The organism is Streptococcus sp. OH4692_COT-348 (genome assembly GCF_003859975.1).
In the GTDB taxonomy this organism is placed as follows: domain Bacteria; phylum Bacillota; class Bacilli; order Lactobacillales; family Streptococcaceae; genus Streptococcus.
The window spans coordinates 1-19,672 of sequence record NZ_RQZB01000018.1 but is presented as its reverse complement, the minus strand read 5'-3'; the positions used below and the strand labels follow the sequence as shown (position 1 = coordinate 19,672).

At 40.1% G+C, this 19,672-nt stretch carries 19 protein-coding genes, 1 tRNA gene, 1 pseudogene and 1 riboswitch; of the genes and pseudogenes, 5 read left to right on the top strand and 16 right to left on the bottom strand.

The features are described from left to right. Nucleotides 1-38: 38 nt before the first annotated feature. The 9 genes from pmp23 to EII37_RS09125 are packed head-to-tail and all read right to left on the bottom strand — an operon-like array spanning nucleotide 39 to nucleotide 6,963. Nucleotides 39-653, bottom strand: coding sequence for a cell wall hydrolase Pmp23 (gene pmp23, locus EII37_RS09165; RefSeq protein ID WP_124788364.1), 615 nt, complete (start codon nucleotides 651-653; stop codon nucleotides 39-41). Beyond that, the gene (locus EII37_RS09160; RefSeq protein WP_185695995.1) at nucleotides 653-1,627 is read right to left on the bottom strand and encodes a nucleoid-associated protein; all 975 of its coding nucleotides are present in this window, start codon (nucleotides 1,625-1,627) and stop codon (nucleotides 653-655) included. The genes pmp23 and EII37_RS09160 overlap by 1 nt, the downstream gene beginning before the upstream one ends. 7 nt (nucleotides 1,628-1,634) lie before the next feature. After that, nucleotides 1,635-2,891 (bottom strand): serine hydroxymethyltransferase, encoded by a 1,257-nt coding sequence (gene glyA, locus EII37_RS09155; protein WP_124788362.1) that lies wholly within the window; start codon nucleotides 2,889-2,891, stop codon nucleotides 1,635-1,637. Nucleotides 2,892-2,950: 59 nt separating this feature from the next. Next, nucleotides 2,951-3,382 carry a GNAT family N-acetyltransferase gene (locus tag EII37_RS09150; RefSeq protein ID WP_124788361.1) on the bottom strand — a complete coding sequence of 144 codons (432 nt, stop codon included), beginning with the start codon at nucleotides 3,380-3,382 and terminating at the stop codon, nucleotides 2,951-2,953. Nucleotide 3,383: 1 nt separating this feature from the next. After that, entirely contained in the window at nucleotides 3,384-3,986 is a 603-nt protein-coding gene (locus EII37_RS09145) for an L-threonylcarbamoyladenylate synthase (RefSeq protein WP_124788360.1), read from the bottom strand. Continuing rightward, a complete protein-coding gene (gene prmC / locus EII37_RS09140; RefSeq protein ID WP_124788359.1) occupies nucleotides 3,970-4,806 on the bottom strand; it encodes a peptide chain release factor N(5)-glutamine methyltransferase in 837 nt (278 codons plus the stop codon). The genes EII37_RS09145 and prmC overlap by 17 nt, the downstream gene beginning before the upstream one ends. Beyond that, nucleotides 4,806-5,885 carry a peptide chain release factor 1 gene (gene prfA, locus EII37_RS09135; RefSeq protein ID WP_001028815.1) on the bottom strand — a complete coding sequence of 360 codons (1,080 nt, stop codon included), beginning with the start codon at nucleotides 5,883-5,885 and terminating at the stop codon, nucleotides 4,806-4,808. The genes prmC and prfA overlap by 1 nt, the downstream gene beginning before the upstream one ends. Nucleotides 5,886-5,894: 9 nt before the next feature. Further along, nucleotides 5,895-6,374: a GNAT family N-acetyltransferase gene (locus EII37_RS09130; RefSeq protein WP_124788358.1), complete on the bottom strand. Its 480-nt coding sequence runs from the start codon at nucleotides 6,372-6,374 to the stop codon at nucleotides 5,895-5,897. After that, on the bottom strand, nucleotides 6,364-6,963 hold the full coding sequence (locus EII37_RS09125; protein WP_124788357.1) for a thymidine kinase: 600 nt from the start codon (nucleotides 6,961-6,963) through the stop codon (nucleotides 6,364-6,366). Before EII37_RS09125 ends, EII37_RS09130 begins: the two co-directional genes overlap by 11 nt. Nucleotides 6,964-7,085: 122 nt before the next feature. Here EII37_RS09125 and EII37_RS09120 point away from each other — a divergent pair, with 122 nt between their 5' ends. Beyond that, nucleotides 7,086-7,268, top strand: coding sequence for a 4-oxalocrotonate tautomerase (locus EII37_RS09120; protein WP_001117401.1), 183 nt, complete (start codon nucleotides 7,086-7,088; stop codon nucleotides 7,266-7,268). Nucleotides 7,269-7,405: 137 nt separating this feature from the next. Further along, nucleotides 7,406-8,779 carry a tRNA uridine-5-carboxymethylaminomethyl(34) synthesis GTPase MnmE gene (gene mnmE, locus EII37_RS09115; RefSeq protein WP_124788356.1) on the top strand — a complete coding sequence of 458 codons (1,374 nt, stop codon included), beginning with the start codon at nucleotides 7,406-7,408 and terminating at the stop codon, nucleotides 8,777-8,779. A 46-nt stretch (nucleotides 8,780-8,825) separates the two neighbouring features. Here the strand turns inward: mnmE and dapA are convergent, their stop codons facing one another. The 4 genes from dapA to EII37_RS09095 all read right to left on the bottom strand — a co-directional run bounded on the left by dapA (nucleotide 8,826) and on the right by EII37_RS09095 (nucleotide 11,946). Then, nucleotides 8,826-9,761, bottom strand: coding sequence for a 4-hydroxy-tetrahydrodipicolinate synthase (gene dapA, locus EII37_RS09110; RefSeq protein WP_124788355.1), 936 nt, complete (start codon nucleotides 9,759-9,761; stop codon nucleotides 8,826-8,828). A gap of 56 nt (nucleotides 9,762-9,817) precedes the next feature. Further along, nucleotides 9,818-10,894 carry an aspartate-semialdehyde dehydrogenase gene (locus EII37_RS09105; RefSeq protein WP_124788354.1) on the bottom strand — a complete coding sequence of 359 codons (1,077 nt, stop codon included), beginning with the start codon at nucleotides 10,892-10,894 and terminating at the stop codon, nucleotides 9,818-9,820. Between the two features lie 370 nt (nucleotides 10,895-11,264). Continuing rightward, nucleotides 11,265-11,337: transfer RNA gene (locus EII37_RS09100), tRNA-Thr, on the bottom strand. Between the two features lie 99 nt (nucleotides 11,338-11,436). Further along, nucleotides 11,437-11,946, bottom strand: coding sequence for a QueT transporter family protein (locus EII37_RS09095; RefSeq protein WP_033681817.1), 510 nt, complete (start codon nucleotides 11,944-11,946; stop codon nucleotides 11,437-11,439). Then, a riboswitch (PreQ1 riboswitch) is annotated at nucleotides 11,944-12,041 on the bottom strand. Its footprint overlaps the gene before it by 3 nt. Before the next feature lie 28 nt (nucleotides 12,042-12,069). On the opposite strand from EII37_RS09095, the gene EII37_RS09090 reads away from it, so the two are divergent. Together EII37_RS09090 and mscL are read left to right on the top strand one after the other, a co-directional pair. Beyond that, nucleotides 12,070-12,501, top strand: coding sequence for a GtrA family protein (locus EII37_RS09090; protein ID WP_124788353.1), 432 nt, complete (start codon nucleotides 12,070-12,072; stop codon nucleotides 12,499-12,501). A 90-nt stretch (nucleotides 12,502-12,591) separates the two neighbouring features. Beyond that, nucleotides 12,592-12,972, top strand: coding sequence for a large conductance mechanosensitive channel protein MscL (gene mscL, locus EII37_RS09085; protein WP_124788352.1), 381 nt, complete (start codon nucleotides 12,592-12,594; stop codon nucleotides 12,970-12,972). A gap of 41 nt (nucleotides 12,973-13,013) precedes the next feature. Here mscL and hemH read toward each other — a convergent pair whose 3' ends face one another. Further along, on the bottom strand, nucleotides 13,014-14,108 hold the full coding sequence (hemH, locus tag EII37_RS09080) for a ferrochelatase (RefSeq protein ID WP_124788351.1): 1,095 nt from the start codon (nucleotides 14,106-14,108) through the stop codon (nucleotides 13,014-13,016). Nucleotides 14,109-14,261: 153 nt separating this feature from the next. Between hemH and pepT the strand changes: the two genes are divergently transcribed. After that, a complete protein-coding gene (gene pepT, locus EII37_RS09075) occupies nucleotides 14,262-15,485 on the top strand; it encodes a peptidase T (protein ID WP_124788350.1) in 1,224 nt (407 codons plus the stop codon). A 35-nt stretch (nucleotides 15,486-15,520) separates the two neighbouring features. Here pepT and EII37_RS09070 read toward each other — a convergent pair whose 3' ends face one another. Together EII37_RS09070 and EII37_RS09065 are read right to left on the bottom strand one after the other, a co-directional pair. Next, nucleotides 15,521-19,567, bottom strand: coding sequence for a pneumococcal-type histidine triad protein (locus tag EII37_RS09070; protein WP_124788349.1), 4,047 nt, complete (start codon nucleotides 19,565-19,567; stop codon nucleotides 15,521-15,523). Nucleotides 19,568-19,574: 7 nt separating this feature from the next. Further along, nucleotides 19,575-19,672: pseudogene (locus EII37_RS09065) on the bottom strand (adhesion protein); the annotation flags it as partial.

Sequence of the window (19,672 nt, the reverse complement as noted above, 5' to 3'; positions counted from 1 at the left end):
ATCTATCTTAAAGAAAACTTATAACAAAAACACCTGGGCTAGCCAGATGTCGAAAAGAGAGTGAAAGTTTTGATGATGTAAAGGTTGAGTTGCACCTGTCTAGAATAGTAATAGTTTCCTCCATTTACATAGAGTTCGGCTCCATGAAAAATGGAAATGGGGTGAATATAACTATAAGTCTTTCCAGTGGTATTGCCAAGCAAGGGAGCAACAGTATCATGAGAGTACTGTTTGGCCAGTACTAGGGTGTTTTCCTTACCATTTTGGGCGATAAAATCGATATAGGCAGGTCCAAAATTATAGGCTTGAACAGCCGTCCAGACATCTACCCCCTTCTTCTGGGCCAGATAAAGATTGTCTGTCAGTGTTTGAATGCCTTGCCGAATGCTAGAGGCGTTATCATTGATGGTATTGATTGAGCCACTTGCAGACTCACTAGACTGCATAACATCTCCTTCTTTTCCTTTTGTTTCGGTATAAATCATAGCGAGCACAAGCTCTTCGTTTGCTGGGGTGTCTTTTTCACTCAAGATTTCTCGCACCATGGGTTGATAGGTCATGACTTGCTTGACATCTTGGTGAACGCGGTAAGCTTTATAGCCAGCAAAAAGGAAGACTGCTAGTACAAGCACTCTTCGAATTCGTTTAAACATTATTTACTTTGGATATCCTCGATATTTTTGATTAAGATAGAGTAGGTTCCATTGTCATTTTGGATAAACTCAACAGACTCGGCGTCTTGATAAACGTTATTGGGAACGATGAGCTCAATTCCATTTGACAAGGAGAGTTTTTGGTTTTCAAATTTCTTTAATTGGCGACTGGCATCAATTTCATCAAATTGAACAGGTTCTGGTACAGATTCTTTAACTTGGTCAATAAAGCTCAAACGAGCCGTCAGATTATTGTCAAAAAGGTCGTTGGCCAATTTTTCAGGTGACAATCCATTGCTTTCTTCTAGGTTGTTGAAAATCGCTGATTTGACCTTGGATTGAAATTGAAAATCATCTGTGTTAAAAGTCTCAGCAATTCTCTGGGCCGTTTTTTCCAGTTCTTTGATAGATTTCTTAGGAGAAATCTTAGGAGCGACAGCAAGAAGATTATCTGAAAAATAGTTCAAAAAAGTCCCGTTGTACTTGATACGTTTTTCAATCAGATGGTACTTGCGGCTCTGAAGATTAACCACTAAGGCCTCATCAGCACCCGTTCCAAATCCAGGCAGGTTATTATGAGTTAGCTTGATTGGATTATCAACTTCTCCACCGAGGTGGGTCAAGGTCTCCCGCAGGGCAATTCGTAAGAAAGCAAAATGTTCTACACCTTCTTTAGAAAATTGCACAAAAATCAAGTCATTGGTCTTGAGAGTTTCGGAAATACTGAACTCCTCTTTCCAGAGATTAGCCAGTGTTACTGATGTCTCCAACAAATCGTCTGTGATGTGATTTAAGAAGGGATTTTCTTCTTCGAAAATCCCAGTCTTAGCTTCATCTGAATACACACGTTCAATTTTTTTACGCAAGTATTCTTCGATTTTTGGAGTGATATTGAGAAACTTATCCGCTAGAAACAGCTCGGTATCATCCGGGCTAAACTGATGGATAATAGCTTTCTTAATATAAATGTCCATAAACGTTTTAGTCCTCGTATAATGGGAAGGCATCTGTCAACTCTTTGACTGAACTTCTCACTTCTTCTAAGACAGCTTCATTTTCTGCATTCTTGAGGGTTTTAATGATGAGCTCAGCCACTTTGCGACTTTCTTCTTCACCAAATCCACGTGCAGTAATGGCTGCTGCTCCGATACGAATCCCACTAGTCTTGAATGGTGACAAGCTTTCGTAAGGGATTGAGTTTTTATTTAGGGTAATATTGACTTCATCCAGCAAGTTTTGAGCAACTTTTCCGTTTTCTACAACCTTAGTCACATCCACTAGGAAGAGGTGGTTTTCAGTTCCTCCAGAAATGATACGAAAATCAGTGTCTTGCAAGAAGACATCTGCCATAGCCTTGCTGTTCTTGATAACATTGGCAGCATATTCCTTGAAGGCTGGATCCAAAACTTCTTTGAAGGAAACTGCCTTAGCTGCAACAACATGCTCCAAAGGACCACCCTGAATACCTGGGAAAATAGCTGAGTTAATTTTCTTAGCTAAGTCTTCATCATTGGTCAAAATCAAACCACCACGTGGTCCACGAAGGGTTTTGTGGGTCGTTGTTGTAGTGATATGAGCGTATGGTACTGGACTTGGGTGAAGACCAGCAGCAACCAAACCAGCGATATGAGCCATATCTACCATGAGCTTCGCCCCAACAGCATCCGCAATTTCACGGAATTTTGAGAAGTCGATAATTTGAGAATAGGCTGAAGCACCTGCTACAATCAATTTTGGTTTTACTTCTTGAGCTTGTTTCAAGATAGCATCAAAGTCCAAGAGTTCTGTTTCAGGGTCCACACTATAAGACACAAAGTTATAAGTTTGACCTGAGAAGCTGACAGGAGCTCCGTGAGTCAAGTGTCCACCTGCAGCCAAATCCATCCCCATAACGGTATCACCTGGCTCAATCAAGGCCATGTAAGCAGCACAGTTGGCTTGGCTTCCTGAGTGAGGTTGGACGTTGGCGAATTTAGCACCGAAAATTTCTTTTGCACGTTCAATGGCTAGAGTTTCTACCACATCTACCACATCAGTTCCACCATAGTAACGGCGGCCCGGGTAGCCTTCGGCATATTTATTCGTCAAGATAGACCCTTGAGCTGCCATAACAGCCTTGGAAACTACGTTTTCCGAAGCAATCAACTCAATGTTGTTTTGTTGGCGTTCTTCTTCTTTGGCAATAGCATTCCAGAGATCAGCATCGTATGCTTTAAAATCATCTTTGTCAAAAATCATAGGTCTTCTCCTTTATAGTGTGACTAGTCCTTTAGTTTGTTTTACAATAAGAAAATAAACTAAAAGATGCGAATAAATCGTTTCTGCACTTTATCACAAGTATAACCAACTTTTTCATAAAATGCATGAGCACCCAGACGATGATCGGCAGAGTTTAAGCGGATAAACCCATAATTACGTCTTTTTGCTTCTTCTTCCAACCCTTGTAATAAGCTTTTACCAATACCTTGAGCTTGCGCTTGAGGTGAAACTGCTAAAGCTAAAATATTAAATCCTGCTTTGGAATAAAGGGATTCGTAAACCTCAGCGTGGACATAACCAAGTAAGACATGACTAGCTGTATCCTCATAGCCAAGTAGGAAATGATGGGAATCCTGAGACAGTCTAGCTAGTTGGCTAGCCGTTTCCTCTGGACTAAAAGAATAGCCCAAAGCCTCTTGGTTGATGTCACATATAGCTTTCACATCTGTTTCTTGCAAATCTCTTAACATTTTATTCCTCCTCAAAAGAAATCTCTGGCAACTGAGTAAGAATATCTTCTCGCCTAATGGTCCCTTGGCGTAAGATTTTCACCTTATCTTCAGACAAATCCAAAATAGTTGAATCCTGTCCAGTTAGAAAAGCATCGTCTTCCAAACCTAGAACATCTTGATTAAATTCCTGCAGTATTTCCTGAAAAGTCACTCCACTTGCCTGACCCGAAATATTGGCAGACGGCCCAATCAAGGGACCTGTCTCTCGAATCAAATCAAGGGTAATGGGATGACTAGGCATCCGAAATCCAACAGTTGCAAGACCAGAATTGACCCAATAGGGAACTCTGTCATTTGCTTCAAGAATAAGGGTCAAAGGACCTGGTAAAAAGGTCTCTACAAGTTTTTGTAGATAAGTTGGCTGATTCTTTGAAAAATTCAAGATGTCCTCTAGAGAGGCGATATTGAGATTGAGTGCCTTATCTCTAGGACGACGTTTGAGCTGGTATACATGATCAACTGCTTTTTCGTCTAGAGCCTTGGCAAAGAGACCGTAAACTGTCTCAGTAGGCAGAACGACCGCTCCACCATTTACCAACTCTTGTCTAATCCTGTCCATCATCAATTACAACCATCCTATCTTGACCAAACTGGTCCTTGAGCGTTCGTACTCTTTTTTCAGGAAGGTATTTCCTAAAAAGCTCAGGAACACTTTGACCTTGCTTGTATCCAATTTCAAGGTAAATCTTACCACCATCCTTGAGATGGTACTTTGCATCTTCCGCAATTCTACGGTAAATAGCTAGGCCATCCTCGTCTGCAAAGAGGGCTAGGTGAGGCTCTGAATACAAAACATTCAAGCCTACCTCTGACTCATCTTCACGAGATATATAGGGTGGATTGGATACAATTATATCATATTTTTCAGAAATTTCTGCAAAACAATCAGATTTTTTAAAAAATATATTAAGTTTTTGAACTTTAGCATTCTCGGATGCAAGGTCAAGGGCCTCTTGGGAAATGTCTGCTGCTGTCACTGACCAAGCTGCTCTGTTTTTTGCTAAGGCGAGGGCTATAGCTCCACTTCCAGTCCCAATATCTAGGACCTTAAGATTTTCCTCAGAATTTTCAGCCAGGATAAGCTCCACCAACTCCTCTGTTTCTGGACGAGGAATCAATACTCGATCATCAACTTTTAACTGCATTCCATAAAAATCTGCCTGTCCAATGATGTACTGTGCCGGTTTATGAGCTGCTAACTGTTGGAAAATTCCTTTTACAAATACTTCTTCCTCTTCCGTCACTTCTTGCTGGAGGGCAAAAACTAAATCTGTAAAAGAGAGATTTTTCAAGCTACGATAGACAAAAGAGAGGCTTTCAGCTTCCTCTCCTTGTCTTATCAACTCTTCTTCAAAATCTGAAAATAATTGAGCTAATTTCATTATTTATTTAATTCTTCTAATTTTTGTGTTTGGTCATAAAGTACCAAGGCGTCCACAACTTCATCCAATTTACCAGACAGAATGGTATCTAGTTTTTGGAGGGTCAAACCAATACGGTGGTCAGTCACACGGTTTTGTGGGAAGTTATAAGTACGAATCCGTTCTGAACGGTCACCAGTACCGATTGTTGACTTGCGCTCAGCGTCTTGTTCATCTTGTGCAATCTGAGCAAAGTGGTCAGCAACACGCGCACGGATGATTTTCATGGCCTTCTCACGATTTTTCTGCTGGGTACGTTCTTCCTGCATCTCAACCTTGATATTGGTTGGCAAGTGAACGATACGAACGGCAGTCGCAACCTTATTGACGTTCTGTCCACCAGCACCAGATGCGTGGTAGATATCAACACGAAGGTCTTTTGGATCAATATCATATTCTACTTCTTCGACTTCTGGCATGACAAGAACTGTCGCTGTCGAAGTATGAACACGGCCTTGGCTTTCTGTCACAGGAACACGTTGCACACGGTGGGCACCTGATTCGTACTTAAGCTTAGAGTAAACAGATTGACCTGAAACCATAGCAACGACTTCTTTGAAACCACCGACACCGTTCATAGAAGCTTCCATGACTTCAAAGCGCCAGCCTTGGGCTTCTGCATACTTTTGGTACATAGTTAGAAGGTCCCCGGCGAAAAGTGCCGCTTCGTCACCACCAGCCGCTCCACGAATTTCAAGGATGATGTTCTTGTCATCGTTTGGATCCTTTGGAAGGAGCAAAATTTTGAGTTTTTCTTCGTATTCTTCTTTTTCAGCCTTGGCATCTTTGAGCTCTTGCTTGGCCATTTCTTCCAAGTCCGCATCTCCGCCTGATTCCTTAATCATCTCTTCAGCGTCAACGATGTTTTGAAGGACTTGTTTGTACTCACGGTAGGCTGTTACTGTGTCACGAGTTGAAGCTTCTTCTTTTGAAAGCTCCATAAAACGTTTGGTGTCAGAGACAACATCCGGGTCACTAAGCAACTCTCCTAATTCTTCATAACGGTCTTCTACAGCTTGTAGTTGATCATAGATGTTCATTTTTTCTCCTTATTTCTCAATTGTTAAATCATAGATTGCTACTACTTCGTACTCAAATATTTCCCCAGTTTCTTTAAATCCATAACTGAGGTAACAAGATCTTGCATGTTCGTTTTCTGGTTCATAAGACAACCAAAGTTTATTGCTTAAACCTGCTGGCGCTGTCCGAACATAGTCTAGTACTTTATCCATAATTGGTTTAAAATATCCTTGATTTTGAAAATTCTTATCAATCATAAAACGAAATAGTAAATAATTTCCACTACTAATTCCGATCTTCTTATCATAAGCTATCATCACAAAACCTATAATTGCATCATTATCATAAACTGCCAATGGAGCTACAAAATCTCCATTTTTAGTGTAGACGTATGCTTCAGCTAAACTAATTGCGTTGGTTGCAATGAATTGTTTTTGATATTCCTTGACATCCAAATTCAAAACATCAAAATAATTTTCCATTGTAACATCTCTTAGTTCAATTGTCATAGTTTTGCTCCTTGTTAGAGGTTATCATTGGCGCAAAATAATGTTTACGGCAAACTGAGATATAGGTTTCATTACCACCAATCTGGATCTGTTCTCCATCGTAAACGGGCAGTCCATCCTGTGTTCGCAAAACCATGGTCGCCTTTTTCTTACAATACTGGCAAATGGTCTTGATTTCGTCAATCTTGTCTGCTAAAAGCAAGAGATACTTGGAACCTTCGAATAGTTCATTGCGAAAGTCATTTTTCAAACCAAAAGCCATGACAGGTATGTCTAACTCATCAACAACACGAGCTAGATCGTAAACATGGTGACGTTTGAGAAACTGGGCCTCATCGACCAACACACAGTAAGGTGTGTCTGGTAAATCACGAATAAATCCAAAAATATCAGTCGTTTCCTCAATCGCAATAGCTGGGCGCTTCATGCCAATTCGACTCGACACATAGCCAATACCGTCACGCGTATCCAGAGCCGAGGTCATAATTACAACACCTTTTCCTTGCTCCTCATAGTTATAGGCCACCTTGAGAATCTCGATTGTCTTTCCAGAGTTCATGGTCCCATAACGATAATACAACTGTGCCATGTTTCTTGCTTCACGTCCATTTCTAAATTTTTGCTACATTCTAGTATATCATAATTTTCTTAAGCTTTAAACGGCAAAATGTGGTAAAATAGAAGAAATCAAAACTAGTGGAGGAAGCCATTATGCCATTTGTACGCATCGATTTATTTGAAGGACGCACGCTCGAGCAAAAGAAAGCTCTTGCTAAGGAAGTAACGGAAGCGGTTGTCCGCAACACTGGAGCCCCTCAATCAGCTGTTCATGTCATCATCAACGACATGCCAGAAGGAACTTACTTCCCTCAAGGTGAAATGCGCACCAAATAAGCTAGCTTAAGCAGAATTGCTTAGGCTTTTTCAATCTCCAAGTAGCATCCATTGAAGAAATAGTTCAAATTTGTTACAATTTGAAAAGAGACTTGGAAAAATTTCCAAGAAAAGAGCTATTTATTAAAGGAAACATTATGATTACACGTGAATTTGATACCATCGCTGCTATCTCTACTCCCCTAGGTGAAGGTGCTATTGGTATTGTCCGCCTGAGCGGAACAGAAAGTTTTGCTATTGCGCAAAAGATTTTTAAAGGAAAAGACTTGAACAAGGTTGCCAGCCACACTCTCAACTACGGTCACATCGTTGACCCTCAGACAGGAAAAGTCATGGACGAGGTTATGGTTGGGGCTATGAAATCTCCAAAAACCTTCACTCGTGAAGATATTATCGAGATTAACACCCACGGTGGGATTGCGGTGACCAATGAGATTCTCCAGCTAGCTATCCGTGAAGGAGCTCGATTGGCTGAACCTGGTGAATTTACTAAACGTGCCTTCCTAAATGGACGTGTTGACTTGACTCAGGCTGAAGCCGTTATGGACATCATCCGTGCTAAGACAGACAAGGCTATGAACATTGCAGTCAAACAATTGGACGGTTCCCTTTCTGACCTGATTAATAATACCCGTCAAGAAATCCTTAACACACTTGCCCAAGTCGAGGTGAATATTGACTATCCTGAGTATGACGATGTTGAAGCAGCGACTACTGCTGTGGTCCGAGAAAAGACAATGGAGTTTGAACAATTACTAACTAATCTCCTTAGAACAGCCCGTCGCGGTAAAATCCTTCGTGAAGGAATTTCCACAGCCATCATCGGTCGTCCCAACGTTGGAAAATCTAGCCTTCTCAACAATCTCTTGCGTGAGGACAAAGCAATCGTCACTGATATTGCTGGCACTACACGTGATGTCATCGAAGAATACGTCAACATCAACGGCGTTCCCCTAAAATTGATTGACACAGCTGGTATCCGCGAAACGGATGACATCGTGGAACAAATTGGAGTTGAGCGTTCAAAAAAAGCCCTTAAGGAAGCTGACTTGATTTTACTAGTGCTAAATGCCAGTGAACCACTGACTACTCAAGACAGACAACTCTTAGAAATCAGTCAGGATACCAACCGCATTATTTTACTTAATAAAACCGACCTTCCTGAAGCAATTGAAGCTTCAGAACTTCCAGAAGATGTCATCCGTATTTCAGTCCTTAAAAATCAAAACATTGATAAGATTGAAGAGAGAATTAACAACCTCTTCTTTGAAAACGCTGGTTTGGTTGAACAAGATGCTACTTACTTGTCCAACGCCCGTCACATTTCTCTAATTGAAAAGGCAGTAGAAAGCCTACAAGCTGTTAATGAAGGTCTTGAACTAGGTATGCCAGTTGACTTGCTTCAAGTTGACTTGACCCGTACTTGGGAAATCCTCGGAGAAATCACTGGGGATGCTGCTCCTGATGAACTCATCACCCAACTCTTTAGCCAATTCTGTTTAGGAAAATAAGAAAAATCCATGATCCTTCATTCGGTCATGGATTTTATTGTCTTTATTAGTAATCTGGTCTTAAAACCCCTGTTACAGTTGCCTTAGTCGCTTCGTAGTCGCCATCTACGACAACCTTGATAATTCGTTTGGCATCTTCTTCTGGTGCTGGAACTAGAGGTAGACGAGTTGGTCCAGCTTCAAATCCCATGTAGTTAAGAACCGCCTTAACAGGAGCAGGACTTGGATAAGAGAAGAGGGCATTGACCTTAGGAATGAATTTACGCTGAATAGCTGCGGCTTTTTTCATATCGCTTTCTGCAATTGCAGTGAACATCTCGTGCATCTCATCCCCATTTGTATGAGAGGCAACAGAAATAACCCCATCAGCACCAAGGTTCATGGCATGGAAAGCATCTCCATCCTCACCTGTATAAATCAAGAACTCCTCTGGCTTGTGCTCAATCAAGTAAGCCATATTGGCCAAGCTAGTACATTCTTTGACCCCAATGATATTTGGATGGTCAGCCAAGCGAAGCATGGTTTCTGGAGTCAATTCGACAACCACACGCCCTGGAATGTTATAGATAATAATAGGTAAGTCAGAAGCATCTGCAATGGCCTTAAAATGCTGATACATTCCTTCTTGAGAAGGTTTGTTGTAGTAAGGTACAATAGCAAGCCCAGCAGCAAAACCACCAAATTCCGCGACTTCTTTGACAAACTCAATAGAGTCACGCGTATCATTGGTACCCACACCCGCAATCAAAGGAACACGTCCATTGACAACTTTTTGTACAGCCGCAAAGAGCTCCAACTCTTCATCGTGAGTCAATGTCGGACTCTCAGCAGTGGTACCTGCGAGAAGAATTCCATCCGTATGATGGGCCAATAAATGCTCAATCAAGGATGGAATAGCATCAAAGTTGATGGAACCATCCTCATGGAAGGGGGTAATGAAGGCCGTGATGATTTTACACTCTTTTAAATCTTTATAAGACATGAGAAACACCTCTCTATTTCAAAGAAGGAGTTCATCTGAACTCCTAAACGATATGACTATTTTAATTCAAATTTCAATTCAGCTGTTGGACGAACCAAGCCACGTTCGTGCAAAGTTTCAGCAATCTGAACTGAGTTCCAAGCAGCACCTTTGAGCAGGTTATCTGAAACAACCCACATGTGGATTCCTTTTTCTGCATCCAAGTCTTTACGGATACGACCAACAAAGGTATCACGAGAACCCACTGCATTAATGGCTTGAGGATAAATTTGATGAGCCACATCATCTTCAAGAACAGCACCTGGGAAGGCTGCGATAGCTGCTTTCACTTCTTCGATTGGAGCCACTTCTTTTGTTTCGATGTAAACAGACTCAGAGTGAGCTGACAAGACTGGAATACGCACACATGTTGCAGATACTGCAATGCTATCATCTTCCATGATTTTCTTAGTTTCCTTAGTCATCTTCATCTCTTCGTAAGTGTAATCATTGTCAGTGAAGACATCAATTTGTGGAAGAGCGTTGAAGGCGATAGGATAATGTTTCTTGTCACCACCTGAAGGCAAGATTTCCGCATGCAAATCGCGTGGGTTTACACCATCATTCAAGACTTCACGAAGTTCACGTTGTGTCTCAAGAATTGCTCCCATACCAGCACCAGAAACTGCTTGGTAAGTTGAAACAATGATACGGTCCAAGCCCCATTTTTGGCGAACTGGCTCAAGTGCTACCATCATTTGGATTGTTGAACAGTTAGGGCAGGCAATAATACCGTTGTGGGCATCAAGTGCATGAGCATTGACCTCTGGTACAACTAAAGGAACATCTGGATTTTGACGGAAGTAAGATGTATTATCTACTACTACCGCGCCAGATTTTACTGCGTATGGTGCATACTTAGCTGATGTAGAACCACCTGCTGAAAAGAGTGCAATATCAACTCCTTCAAAAGCTGTTTCAGTCGTTTCTTCAATCGTAATGTCTTGATCTTTAAATTTCAAAGTCTTGCCTGCTGAACGTGCAGAAGCAAGTAAGCGAATTTTATCGATTGGAAGAGTTGATTCTTCCAACATTTTTATCATCTGAGCTCCGACAGCACCTGTCGCGCCGACTACAGCAACTGTATATCCCATAAATAACCTCTTTCGGAATTTTCTAAAAATTTCTATAATAGATGTATTATACTACTTTTTTCATGAATTGCAAAGCTTTTTCATCATTTTTTGGAAAAATAAAATCCCCAGTTGTTAGACCAGGGACTAAGAGGCATCTTCATGTGATGAGCAGGTTCACACAACTCATCAAGGTCCGCTCCTGCGTTATGACCTCCTTATGCTCAATAGTAGTCCGAAGACTACCTATCGACTCATCGCGTCTATTATGTTACTAGAAATAAGTGGTTTTGTCAATAAGAAATTTTTGCAGGATGATAAAAAAGTCAGAATTTTTTCTCGCGAGTATAAGAAAAAACTCTTGTGTTCAAGAGTTTCCCTGTAAATATCATGCTAATTGCCGGGATTGAACCGGCGACCTCATCCTTACCATGGATGCGCTCTGCCAACTGAGCTAAATCAGCTTACTTGAAAAGTATACTATAATCAGAAAATCTTGTCAAGTTTCCTTTGATATTTTCCATAAGAAAAAGCCAGGCAAGAGCTACCTAGCTTATCTTCTTCTATTTGCTTAAATCGATTCGACGACCAATTTTACCAATGATAATCGCTCCAACTATCAATGAGGCAAATTCACCAATTCCTGTTGTGAACCAAGTAAGGAAAAATGGTAATTGCGCTACGATATTCAACTCGGCGGCAATGGTAAACATGGAAATTGAAAAGAGGATTGAAAAGAAGAAATGATCTTTTCGAATCAATCCATTAAAGAGGTAATCCTTGCTGTATTTTGCAAAAAGCCAAACACCTAGACTGAGGAATACTAAGGTTGATCCACCACCAACAAAGACATCTAGCAGTCCGAAGCTAAAGAAATTAGCAATCATACAACCAATTGTAACTCCGATGATGTACTTAGGATTGTAAAAAGCCATAAAGTTCATCATTTCTGAAATACGGAACTGATAAGCACCATAGCTAATGGCATTTAGGGGCGGTGTAACAGTCAAAACGACATAGATAGCAGCAACGATTGCAATATCTGCAACATCACGAATAGTTAATTTTTTCATCTTTTCTCCTTTAGCGAATTACCCGCGTAAAATATGCTTGGTGAAAGAAGCTAAGCACCAAGGGTTGATACATTCAACCTTACTAGTATAGCACAATAGCCTGCTTTATGCTATACTAAAAGCATGAAAAAAACAATCACTTTTATTTTAAATAACGAACTTTTAGCCTATCTCCTTTTTGGAATAGCAACTACTCTTGTCTCTATTCTATCCAGATTAGTCATTTATCAATTAACCCATAAAGAACTTCTCGCTACTGGACTAGCAAATATTATCGGTATCCTCTTTGCCTTTATCACAAATGATACAATCGTGTTTAAGCAAGCTAGACAGAATTGGTCAATCCGTTTAGTAAAATTTACTATAGCACGTCTTTCTACTTTTCTTTTAGACTTGTTTTTAACTTTTCTCTTTGTAACTCAGTTTCCTAATATTATCGGGCAATTTGTAAATAATAATATTAATAAGGTAAATAGTATTGAAACAGTTATTGCACAATTCTTAATAATTATCCTCAATTACATTTTTAGTAAGGTATTTATTTTTAAAAAATAAGAAAAAATTTAAGCATATAGCTTGCAAGAACTTATTAATTAATATATAATTAGGAGTAAAAATTTTTTGAAAGGGAAAGGGAAAATGAAAATGTTAAAAGATCTTAAAGCATTTTTGCTTCGTGGTAATGTTGTTGACCTTGCTGTCGGTGTGATCATTGCCTCTGCTTTTGGTGCAATCGTTACATCACTTGTTAACGATATCATCACTCCACTTATTTTGAATCCAGCCTTGGAAGCTGCGAAAGTACAAAACATCGCTGAGCTTGCTTGGAATGGTGTTACATATGGTAAATTCTTGAGTGCTGTTATCAACTTCCTAGTTATCGGTACTGTTCTCTTCTTCGTTATTAAAGGTATTGAAAAAGCTCAAAGCCTTACTAAGAAAGAAGAAGCTGCTGAGGAAGCTCCAGTTGCTCCAACTGAGTTGGAAGTACTTCAAGAAATCAAAGCTCTTCTTGAGAAAAAATAATCGATTAAAAGGATTTAGCCCAAAGCTAAATCCTTTTTTCTTTACTCTTTTGGTAATTTACCTGCTTTCTCAAGCATTTTCTTGATAAGATAAGGCATCTTAACATTCTCACGACCTTTTTTCTCAATCAGTTTTTTAACAAATTCTGGCATTTGTAGGTCTTGTGATTCATCTAAAATATTTTTAGTTTCATCCGAAGGAACTAGTTCATCAAAGGTTTCTTCTTCTGGGAAGAATTCTCTAAATTCTTGATGTTCATTGGCTCTGACTGTATTGACCAAGGCATCAATCAAGCGAGAATCCGTATTTGGCATTGGTGGACGATGGTAGTTGACACCCAATTCCTGACATATCTCATAACATTCCACATCGTTATCAAACAAGACCTCAATATGCTCACTGATGAAACTAATAGGTACAAAAATATAATGGTCTGGATGTTCTGTCTGTTCTCTGAGATACTCCAAAACATCTGGCTTAATCCATGGAATACCAATATCACTTTCACTCTGCCAAGTGTTGGTATATTGCTCGGAACTCAAACCTAGTTTTTCAGCGACTAGCTTGCTATTTTCAAAAATTTGATCGATATAAGGATCACCAAAATCCAAGGCAAAAATGGGCACACTGTGGGCTGAAAAGATAACTTTAAAGCTATCCTGCTTTACTTCTTCTTTTAAAATCTTAGCAATTTCATCTGCCCAATAGTTTAAGAGCGCTTCTTCTTGATACCAGTCCTTGATAACTAAAAATTTAATTTGTTTGCTTTCTAAAAATTTCTCGTATCCCATGACAGAGTAGAACGAATAATGAGGCTCCAAAATCAAGCAAATACACTGCTCGGTTCCGTCTGCTTCCATCTGACTTATCACATCTGGAATAAAGGGTCTAGAAAACTTATTAGCAAAATAAACACTATACTCATTCCCCAGCCTAGCTTCTACCAAAGCAACCTCTTCTCGGGTAATTTTTTGCAGAGGTGTGCCTCCAATTAGTACATAATTATCATAGAGAGTTTGAATCTCGTGGTCTTGAGGTCTCACTCCACGACGGATATTTGTGAAAAAATCAGCCACACCTTCAAAGGTAATCTCTTCTGGTGAACCGAAAGTCATCATTAAAATTGCTTTTTTCATAACTGCTTCCTTGTGATATTTTTATCAAATTTATTTTATCATGAATCCACTGATAAGTAAACGCCAACATAGCGAATTTCCCTAACTTCTGTCTTTTGTTTTTCTCTTCTTTCTATGATACAATGGAAAAAATGAATTCAAAAGGAGTTTTTTATGACTTATCCAAATCTCTTGGACCGCTTCTTAACCTACGTTAAGGTCAACACGCGCTCTGATGAACACTCTACTACTACTCCAAGTACGCAGAGTCAGGTTGACTTCGCAACAAATGTTCTAATTCCTGAAATGAAACGTGTTGGACTGCAAAATGTTTACTATCTACCGAATGGTTTTGCAATTGGAACCTTACCAGCCAATGATCCATCTTTAACACGTAAGATTGGCTTTATATCTCACATGGATACTGCTGATTTTAATGCCGAAGGAGTCAATCCACAGGTAATTGAAAACTACGATGGTGGTGTGATTAAACTTGGAAATTCTGGTTTCAAACTCGATCCAGCTGACTTTAAGAGTCTTGAAAAATATCCAGGACAAACGCTCATCACAACAGATGGAACAACCTTGCTAGGAGCTGATGACAAGTCAGGAATTGCTGAGATTATGACTGCTATTGAATATCTGACTGCTCATCCTGAAATCAAACACTGTGAAATTCGTGTTGGTTTTGGTCCAGATGAAGAAATCGGTGTTGGTGCTAATAAATTTGATGCAGAAGATTTTGATGTTGATTTTGCCTACACAGTTGATGGTGGGCCACTAGGTGAGCTTCAGTACGAGACCTTTTCAGCAGCGGGTGCTGAATTGCATTTCCAAGGACGCAATGTCCACCCTGGTACTGCCAAAGGGCAAATGGTCAACGCTCTTCAGCTAGCAATTGATTTTCATAATCAACTTCCAGAGAATGACCGACCTGAGTTAACAGAAGGTTACCAAGGCTTCTACCACCTAATGGATGTGACAGGTAGTGTCGAAGAGGCGCGTGCAAGCTACATCATTCGTGATTTTGAAAAAGATGCCTTTGAAGCTCGTAAAGCAGCAATGCAGTCTATCGCTGATAAGATGAATCAAGAACTTGGTAGCGACCGTGTCACCCTAAACTTGACAGACCAGTACTACAATATGAAAGAAGTCATTGAAAAAGATATGACTCCAATTACCATTGCCAAAGCCGTTATGGAAGATTTGGGGATTACTCCTATAATCGAACCAATTCGTGGAGGGACAGACGGCTCTAAGATTTCCTTTATGGGAATCCCAACTCCTAATATCTTTGCGGGTGGAGAAAATATGCACGGACGTTTTGAATACGTCAGCCTTCAGACCATGGAATGTGCAGTTGATACCATTATTGGTATCGTAGCTTATAAAGGCTAAAAAGACGAGGTAGCTCAGCTACTTCGCCTTTCTTTTTATTCTGCTGGTTTTTCTTGATTTCCAGTACTTGTTGTAGATTCTGTTGTTCCCTTTTCTGAAGATGATTCAGCAGGTTTAGAATCGGTTGTGTTGCTTGGTTTGTTTTCGTCCCTTGCAGTTTCACTGTTAGATTCTGCAGCTACTGATGTTTCAGTTTCGGTACTTGTATTATCACCATTTGCCTCTGCATTTGTCGCTGGAGTTGCTTCTTCACTTGCGCTTGATTTTGACTTGATTTCTTGATTCAAGACTAGAATAGCTTTTGTTAATTCAAGTAAAGCAGCTTTATCTTTACTCTTAGCAGAAAGTTGATCTAGTAATGCATCCACTTTATCAAAGTCTGCATCAGAACCCTTATTGTTTTCTAAATAAGCATGAAGCGACATAAGAATATCGTAGAGTTTTTGATAGAGAACAAGTGTCTGAGGATCTTGCTCAGCATTTTCCTTTTCTTGTTGAAGGGCGCTAGCGATACGAGTCAAGACATCTTTTACCTGACTGTTTACTTCATCCAAGTCCGCATCAGCCTTGTTTGTGGCAGCTTTGAGATTTTCTACTTCTTCTGCCAAAGATTGTCTGATTCCTTCTTCTTGGATTTGTTCTAAGAGTTGATTTGCCTTACTCAAGAGGCTTTCTACTTCTTCCTTGCTAACATGATTGACATGTTCTTCAGGCATAAAGTCTCCGTACAATTCTTTCAAGAAGCCATAAATAGCTGTCTTGGCAGTTTGGTTATCAACTTTTTCAGTATCTAGAACTGTCTGAGTCGATTTAGCAGTAGTTGGTTGAGCTTTCAAAGCTTCTTCCACTTCTTGTTTTGCCTGATAGATGCTTGGGAATAGTCTGTTCAATTCTGCTGCCTTAAGGAAAGATTGAGATTGATACAAGGTCCAAGTCAACTGAGCTACTTTGTTCCGAAGTTCATCATTTAAACGACCGTCATTTACGTGTTCGTAGAAATACTTGATGTATTCCACTGTTGTAACACCTGTTCGGTCATTAAAGTCTTGAAGAGCTTGAAGTTGTGATTCAACCGCTGCTAAAGCAGCCTCATCTTTAGCCAATTTCGCTTCTTGAAGTCGAACGAGAAGGTCTTTCTTAGGAAGGCCATAGGAGTCTGTATCCAGTGTATTGATTTTATCAATCAAGGCCTGATATTTCTTATCTAGAGCGCTTGTTTCAACAGGTTTGACACTTTCATCAATATGGATATATTGCTTATCAAAGAGATCCAGTGTTGCAAGATAACCTGCAGTAGAGTTAGTTGCCAGTTTCTTCATGTTTTCAGTAAACTGTCCTAAGGCTAACTCAATCTGTCTTTGTTCGATAGGCTTGTCTTTGTAGATACTTCTGCTATCAGCTAGAAGTTGATCTACTTTTTCCAAGACTGCATTCTCATCAAAAGCTCCAGGTTGATAATTGGATTGTAGGGCTGGAATCTTGTTTTTCAAAGCAACCTCATAACCCTTCGTTTGAACCTTGATGTAGTGATTGTGGTCGCCATGAGGAATCACAAAACTACCATTTTCTACCTGTAAGCTATACGGAGACACACCATCTCGCAAAGCAGTCGTGTAAAGTTCATTTAGGAAATCAAGTTCTGGATTGCCAGTTTGAAGAGGAATCCGAACATGTTCCTTACGAACAGCATAGGGATGGATATGAGTTGGATCGTAGGCTTGGTCTGGATTTCCAAAGACAAAGAATCCGTTTGAAATTCTAATCGCTTCAAGTGGAACGCCGTATGTCTTCGAAATATAAGCAATCTTTTCTTCATCGCTAGCATCTCTTGAGAAAGACTCTACCGTTTTAGCAAGAGGTTTTACAGGCTCTGCATCATGATGTGTTTTCAAATGGTCTTGTGCAGCCTTAATTTGCTCTGCTGTCAAGTCCTTCTTGAAGAAGTAATGATTATGGTCACCGTGACTCATGACAAAACCTTGCTCATCCTCACTGATGACACGATTGGCATCAAAACCGTGATCATGGTCTTCACCATGTTTGTGGCCATGATTATCTTTATCGTGGCCATCATCATGGGCTGGACTTGGTGTTACTGGCGTCTTACCTCTTAAATGATCTTGAGCCGACTTAATTTGGTCAGATGTCAAGTCCTTCTTAAAGAAGTAATGATTGTGGTCACCATGAGTCATGACAAAGCCTTGCTCATCCTCACTGATGACGCGATTGGCATCAAAACTATGGCCATGTTCTTCACCGTGATGGTGATCATGATCTTCTTCATCGTGATCATCATGGGCTGGACTTGGTACTGATGGCGTTTTACTTTTCAGATGATCTTGGGCAGCCTTAATTTGCTCTGCTGTCAAATCTTTCTTAAAGAAATAATGATGATGATCACCGTGACTCATGACAAAGCCTGCCGCATCTTCACTGATGACTCTATCTGCATCAAAACCATGATTATGCTCCTCATCACGATGGTTCCCATGATTATCTTCATCGTGATCATCATGAGATGGACTTGGTGTTACTGGTGTTTTACTTCTCAAATGATCTTGTGCTGCCTTGATTTGTTCAGGAGTCAAATCTTTCTTAAAGAAATAATGATTGTGGTCACCGTGTGACATGACAAAGCCTGCTACATCTTCACTAATGACTCTATCTGCATCAAAACCATGATTATGCTCCTCATCACGATGGTTCCCATGATTATCGTTATCGTGTTCATCATCATGGGCTGGACTTGGTACTGATGGTTTTTTACCTTTCAAATGATCTTGGGCGACCTTAATTTGCTCTGCTGTCAAGTCTTTCTTGAAGAAGTAATGATTGTGATCACCGTGTGACATGACAAAACCTTGATCATCCTCACTGATAACACGATTGGCATCAAAAGCATGATCATGGTCTTCACCATGATGAGCGTCATGTCCCTCTCCATCATGGTCATGTTCTTCATGCTTAGGGGCCTGACTTCCATGGTCACCATCTTGCTCATGATGATGGTTTTGCTGAGTAGGTTTTTCTGTTGGTTTGCTTGGATTCTCCAATGGTGTTGGTTTCACACTGTCACTAGCTAGAGGAATCATTCTCGCAATCTTTTCTTCTAATGCAGAAAGCTTTGTATAGGGAATGAAATGATAGTGATTTCCATGAGGAATCGCTACACCACTTGGTGTTCTGCTTGAAATCTTAGCAGGGTCAAAAGTCAAACCATCCGATTCAGCATATCGTTGAGTACTTGGAAGAGCATAGAGCTGCTGTAATAGACTTTGAAGACTCTCGGCTTTATTACTTGGTATTTCAGCCTGTTGAATAGGCTTAGTAGTTTGACCAGTCCCATTTGTACTTGGACGATAGTCAGTCACACTCGGTTGTTTTCTAGTTCCAGAGAGGTAAGCTTGAGCTGCAGCCAATTCACTAGCAGACAAGGAACTCTTTGGAATGTAGTGGTAATGTCCTCCGTGAGGGACGATATAAGCATCACCAGTATCCTCTATAATATCAGATGCATTAAAGATGTAGCCATCATCAGTAGTATAGCGACCTTGAGATTGAGCAAGCGCCACTGCACTATTAGATGTTGGTGCATCGTGAGTATGACCTTGTTTTTGGCGTTCAATTTCGTCCTTTGAACGAACGTTATCCGCATGTGCCACATCCTTAAGGTAAACATAATATTTACCATCCACCTTGATAATGTAACCACCTTTGACTTCGTTGACAATATCAGCGTCTTTAAGTTGATAGTTGGCATCTTTCATCAAAAGTTCTTCACTGAAAATCGCATCAAAAGGAACTTTCCCATTATAATAATGGAAATGATCACCGTGTGAAGTCACATAACCTTGATCAGTGATTTTCACAACAATCTGTTCAGCCTGAATATCTTCTTTTTTGCTAACTTGATCTGGTGTTTGTGTCTCTGTTTTTGGAGTGTCTTGTTTCCCATCGACATAAGATACACGATTCGTATCTTTGTTCTCTCCTGTCTGATGTTGATTCAATGCATAAATACAAAGACTTAAAGAAAGGACGACAGCTGCACCAGCAGCAAGTTTCTTCTTATTTATTTTCATAATCTCCTCATTTCAATTCTTCTGCTAAAATACTCATATTTTCTTCAAGATTTTCTAAATAAGTCTTGTCATTTTGTGGGTCTGCCTCTAAAGGATTCAGAGTTT

Coding starts and splice junctions, on each gene's coding strand:
- prfA (WP_001028815.1), bottom strand. CDS start 5,885: ATGAACATCTATGATCAACTACAAGCTGTAGAAGACCGTTATGAAGAA.
- pepT (WP_124788350.1), top strand. CDS start 14,262: ATGACTTATCCAAATCTCTTGGACCGCTTCTTAACCTACGTTAAGGTC.
- EII37_RS09150 (WP_124788361.1), bottom strand. CDS start 3,382: ATGTTAAGAGATTTGCAAGAAACAGATGTGAAAGCTATATGTGACATC.
- EII37_RS09095 (WP_033681817.1), bottom strand. CDS start 11,946: ATGAAAAAATTAACTATTCGTGATGTTGCAGATATTGCAATCGTTGCT.
- hemH (WP_124788351.1), bottom strand. CDS start 14,108: ATGAAAAAAGCAATTTTAATGATGACTTTCGGTTCACCAGAAGAGATT.
- EII37_RS09070 (WP_124788349.1), bottom strand. CDS start 19,567: ATGAAAATAAATAAGAAGAAACTTGCTGCTGGTGCAGCTGTCGTCCTT.
- EII37_RS09130 (WP_124788358.1), bottom strand. CDS start 6,374: ATGACAATTGAACTAAGAGATGTTACAATGGAAAATTATTTTGATGTT.
- prmC (WP_124788359.1), bottom strand. CDS start 4,806: ATGAAATTAGCTCAATTATTTTCAGATTTTGAAGAAGAGTTGATAAGA.
- pmp23 (WP_124788364.1), bottom strand. CDS start 653: ATGTTTAAACGAATTCGAAGAGTGCTTGTACTAGCAGTCTTCCTTTTT.
- EII37_RS09145 (WP_124788360.1), bottom strand. CDS start 3,986: ATGATGGACAGGATTAGACAAGAGTTGGTAAATGGTGGAGCGGTCGTT.
- mnmE (WP_124788356.1), top strand. CDS start 7,406: ATGATTACACGTGAATTTGATACCATCGCTGCTATCTCTACTCCCCTA.
- dapA (WP_124788355.1), bottom strand. CDS start 9,761: ATGTCTTATAAAGATTTAAAAGAGTGTAAAATCATCACGGCCTTCATT.
- EII37_RS09160 (WP_185695995.1), bottom strand. CDS start 1,627: ATGGACATTTATATTAAGAAAGCTATTATCCATCAGTTTAGCCCGGAT.
- glyA (WP_124788362.1), bottom strand. CDS start 2,891: ATGATTTTTGACAAAGATGATTTTAAAGCATACGATGCTGATCTCTGG.
- mscL (WP_124788352.1), top strand. CDS start 12,592: ATGTTAAAAGATCTTAAAGCATTTTTGCTTCGTGGTAATGTTGTTGAC.
- EII37_RS09120 (WP_001117401.1), top strand. CDS start 7,086: ATGCCATTTGTACGCATCGATTTATTTGAAGGACGCACGCTCGAGCAA.
- EII37_RS09105 (WP_124788354.1), bottom strand. CDS start 10,894: ATGGGATATACAGTTGCTGTAGTCGGCGCGACAGGTGCTGTCGGAGCT.
- EII37_RS09090 (WP_124788353.1), top strand. CDS start 12,070: ATGAAAAAAACAATCACTTTTATTTTAAATAACGAACTTTTAGCCTAT.
- EII37_RS09125 (WP_124788357.1), bottom strand. CDS start 6,963: ATGGCACAGTTGTATTATCGTTATGGGACCATGAACTCTGGAAAGACA.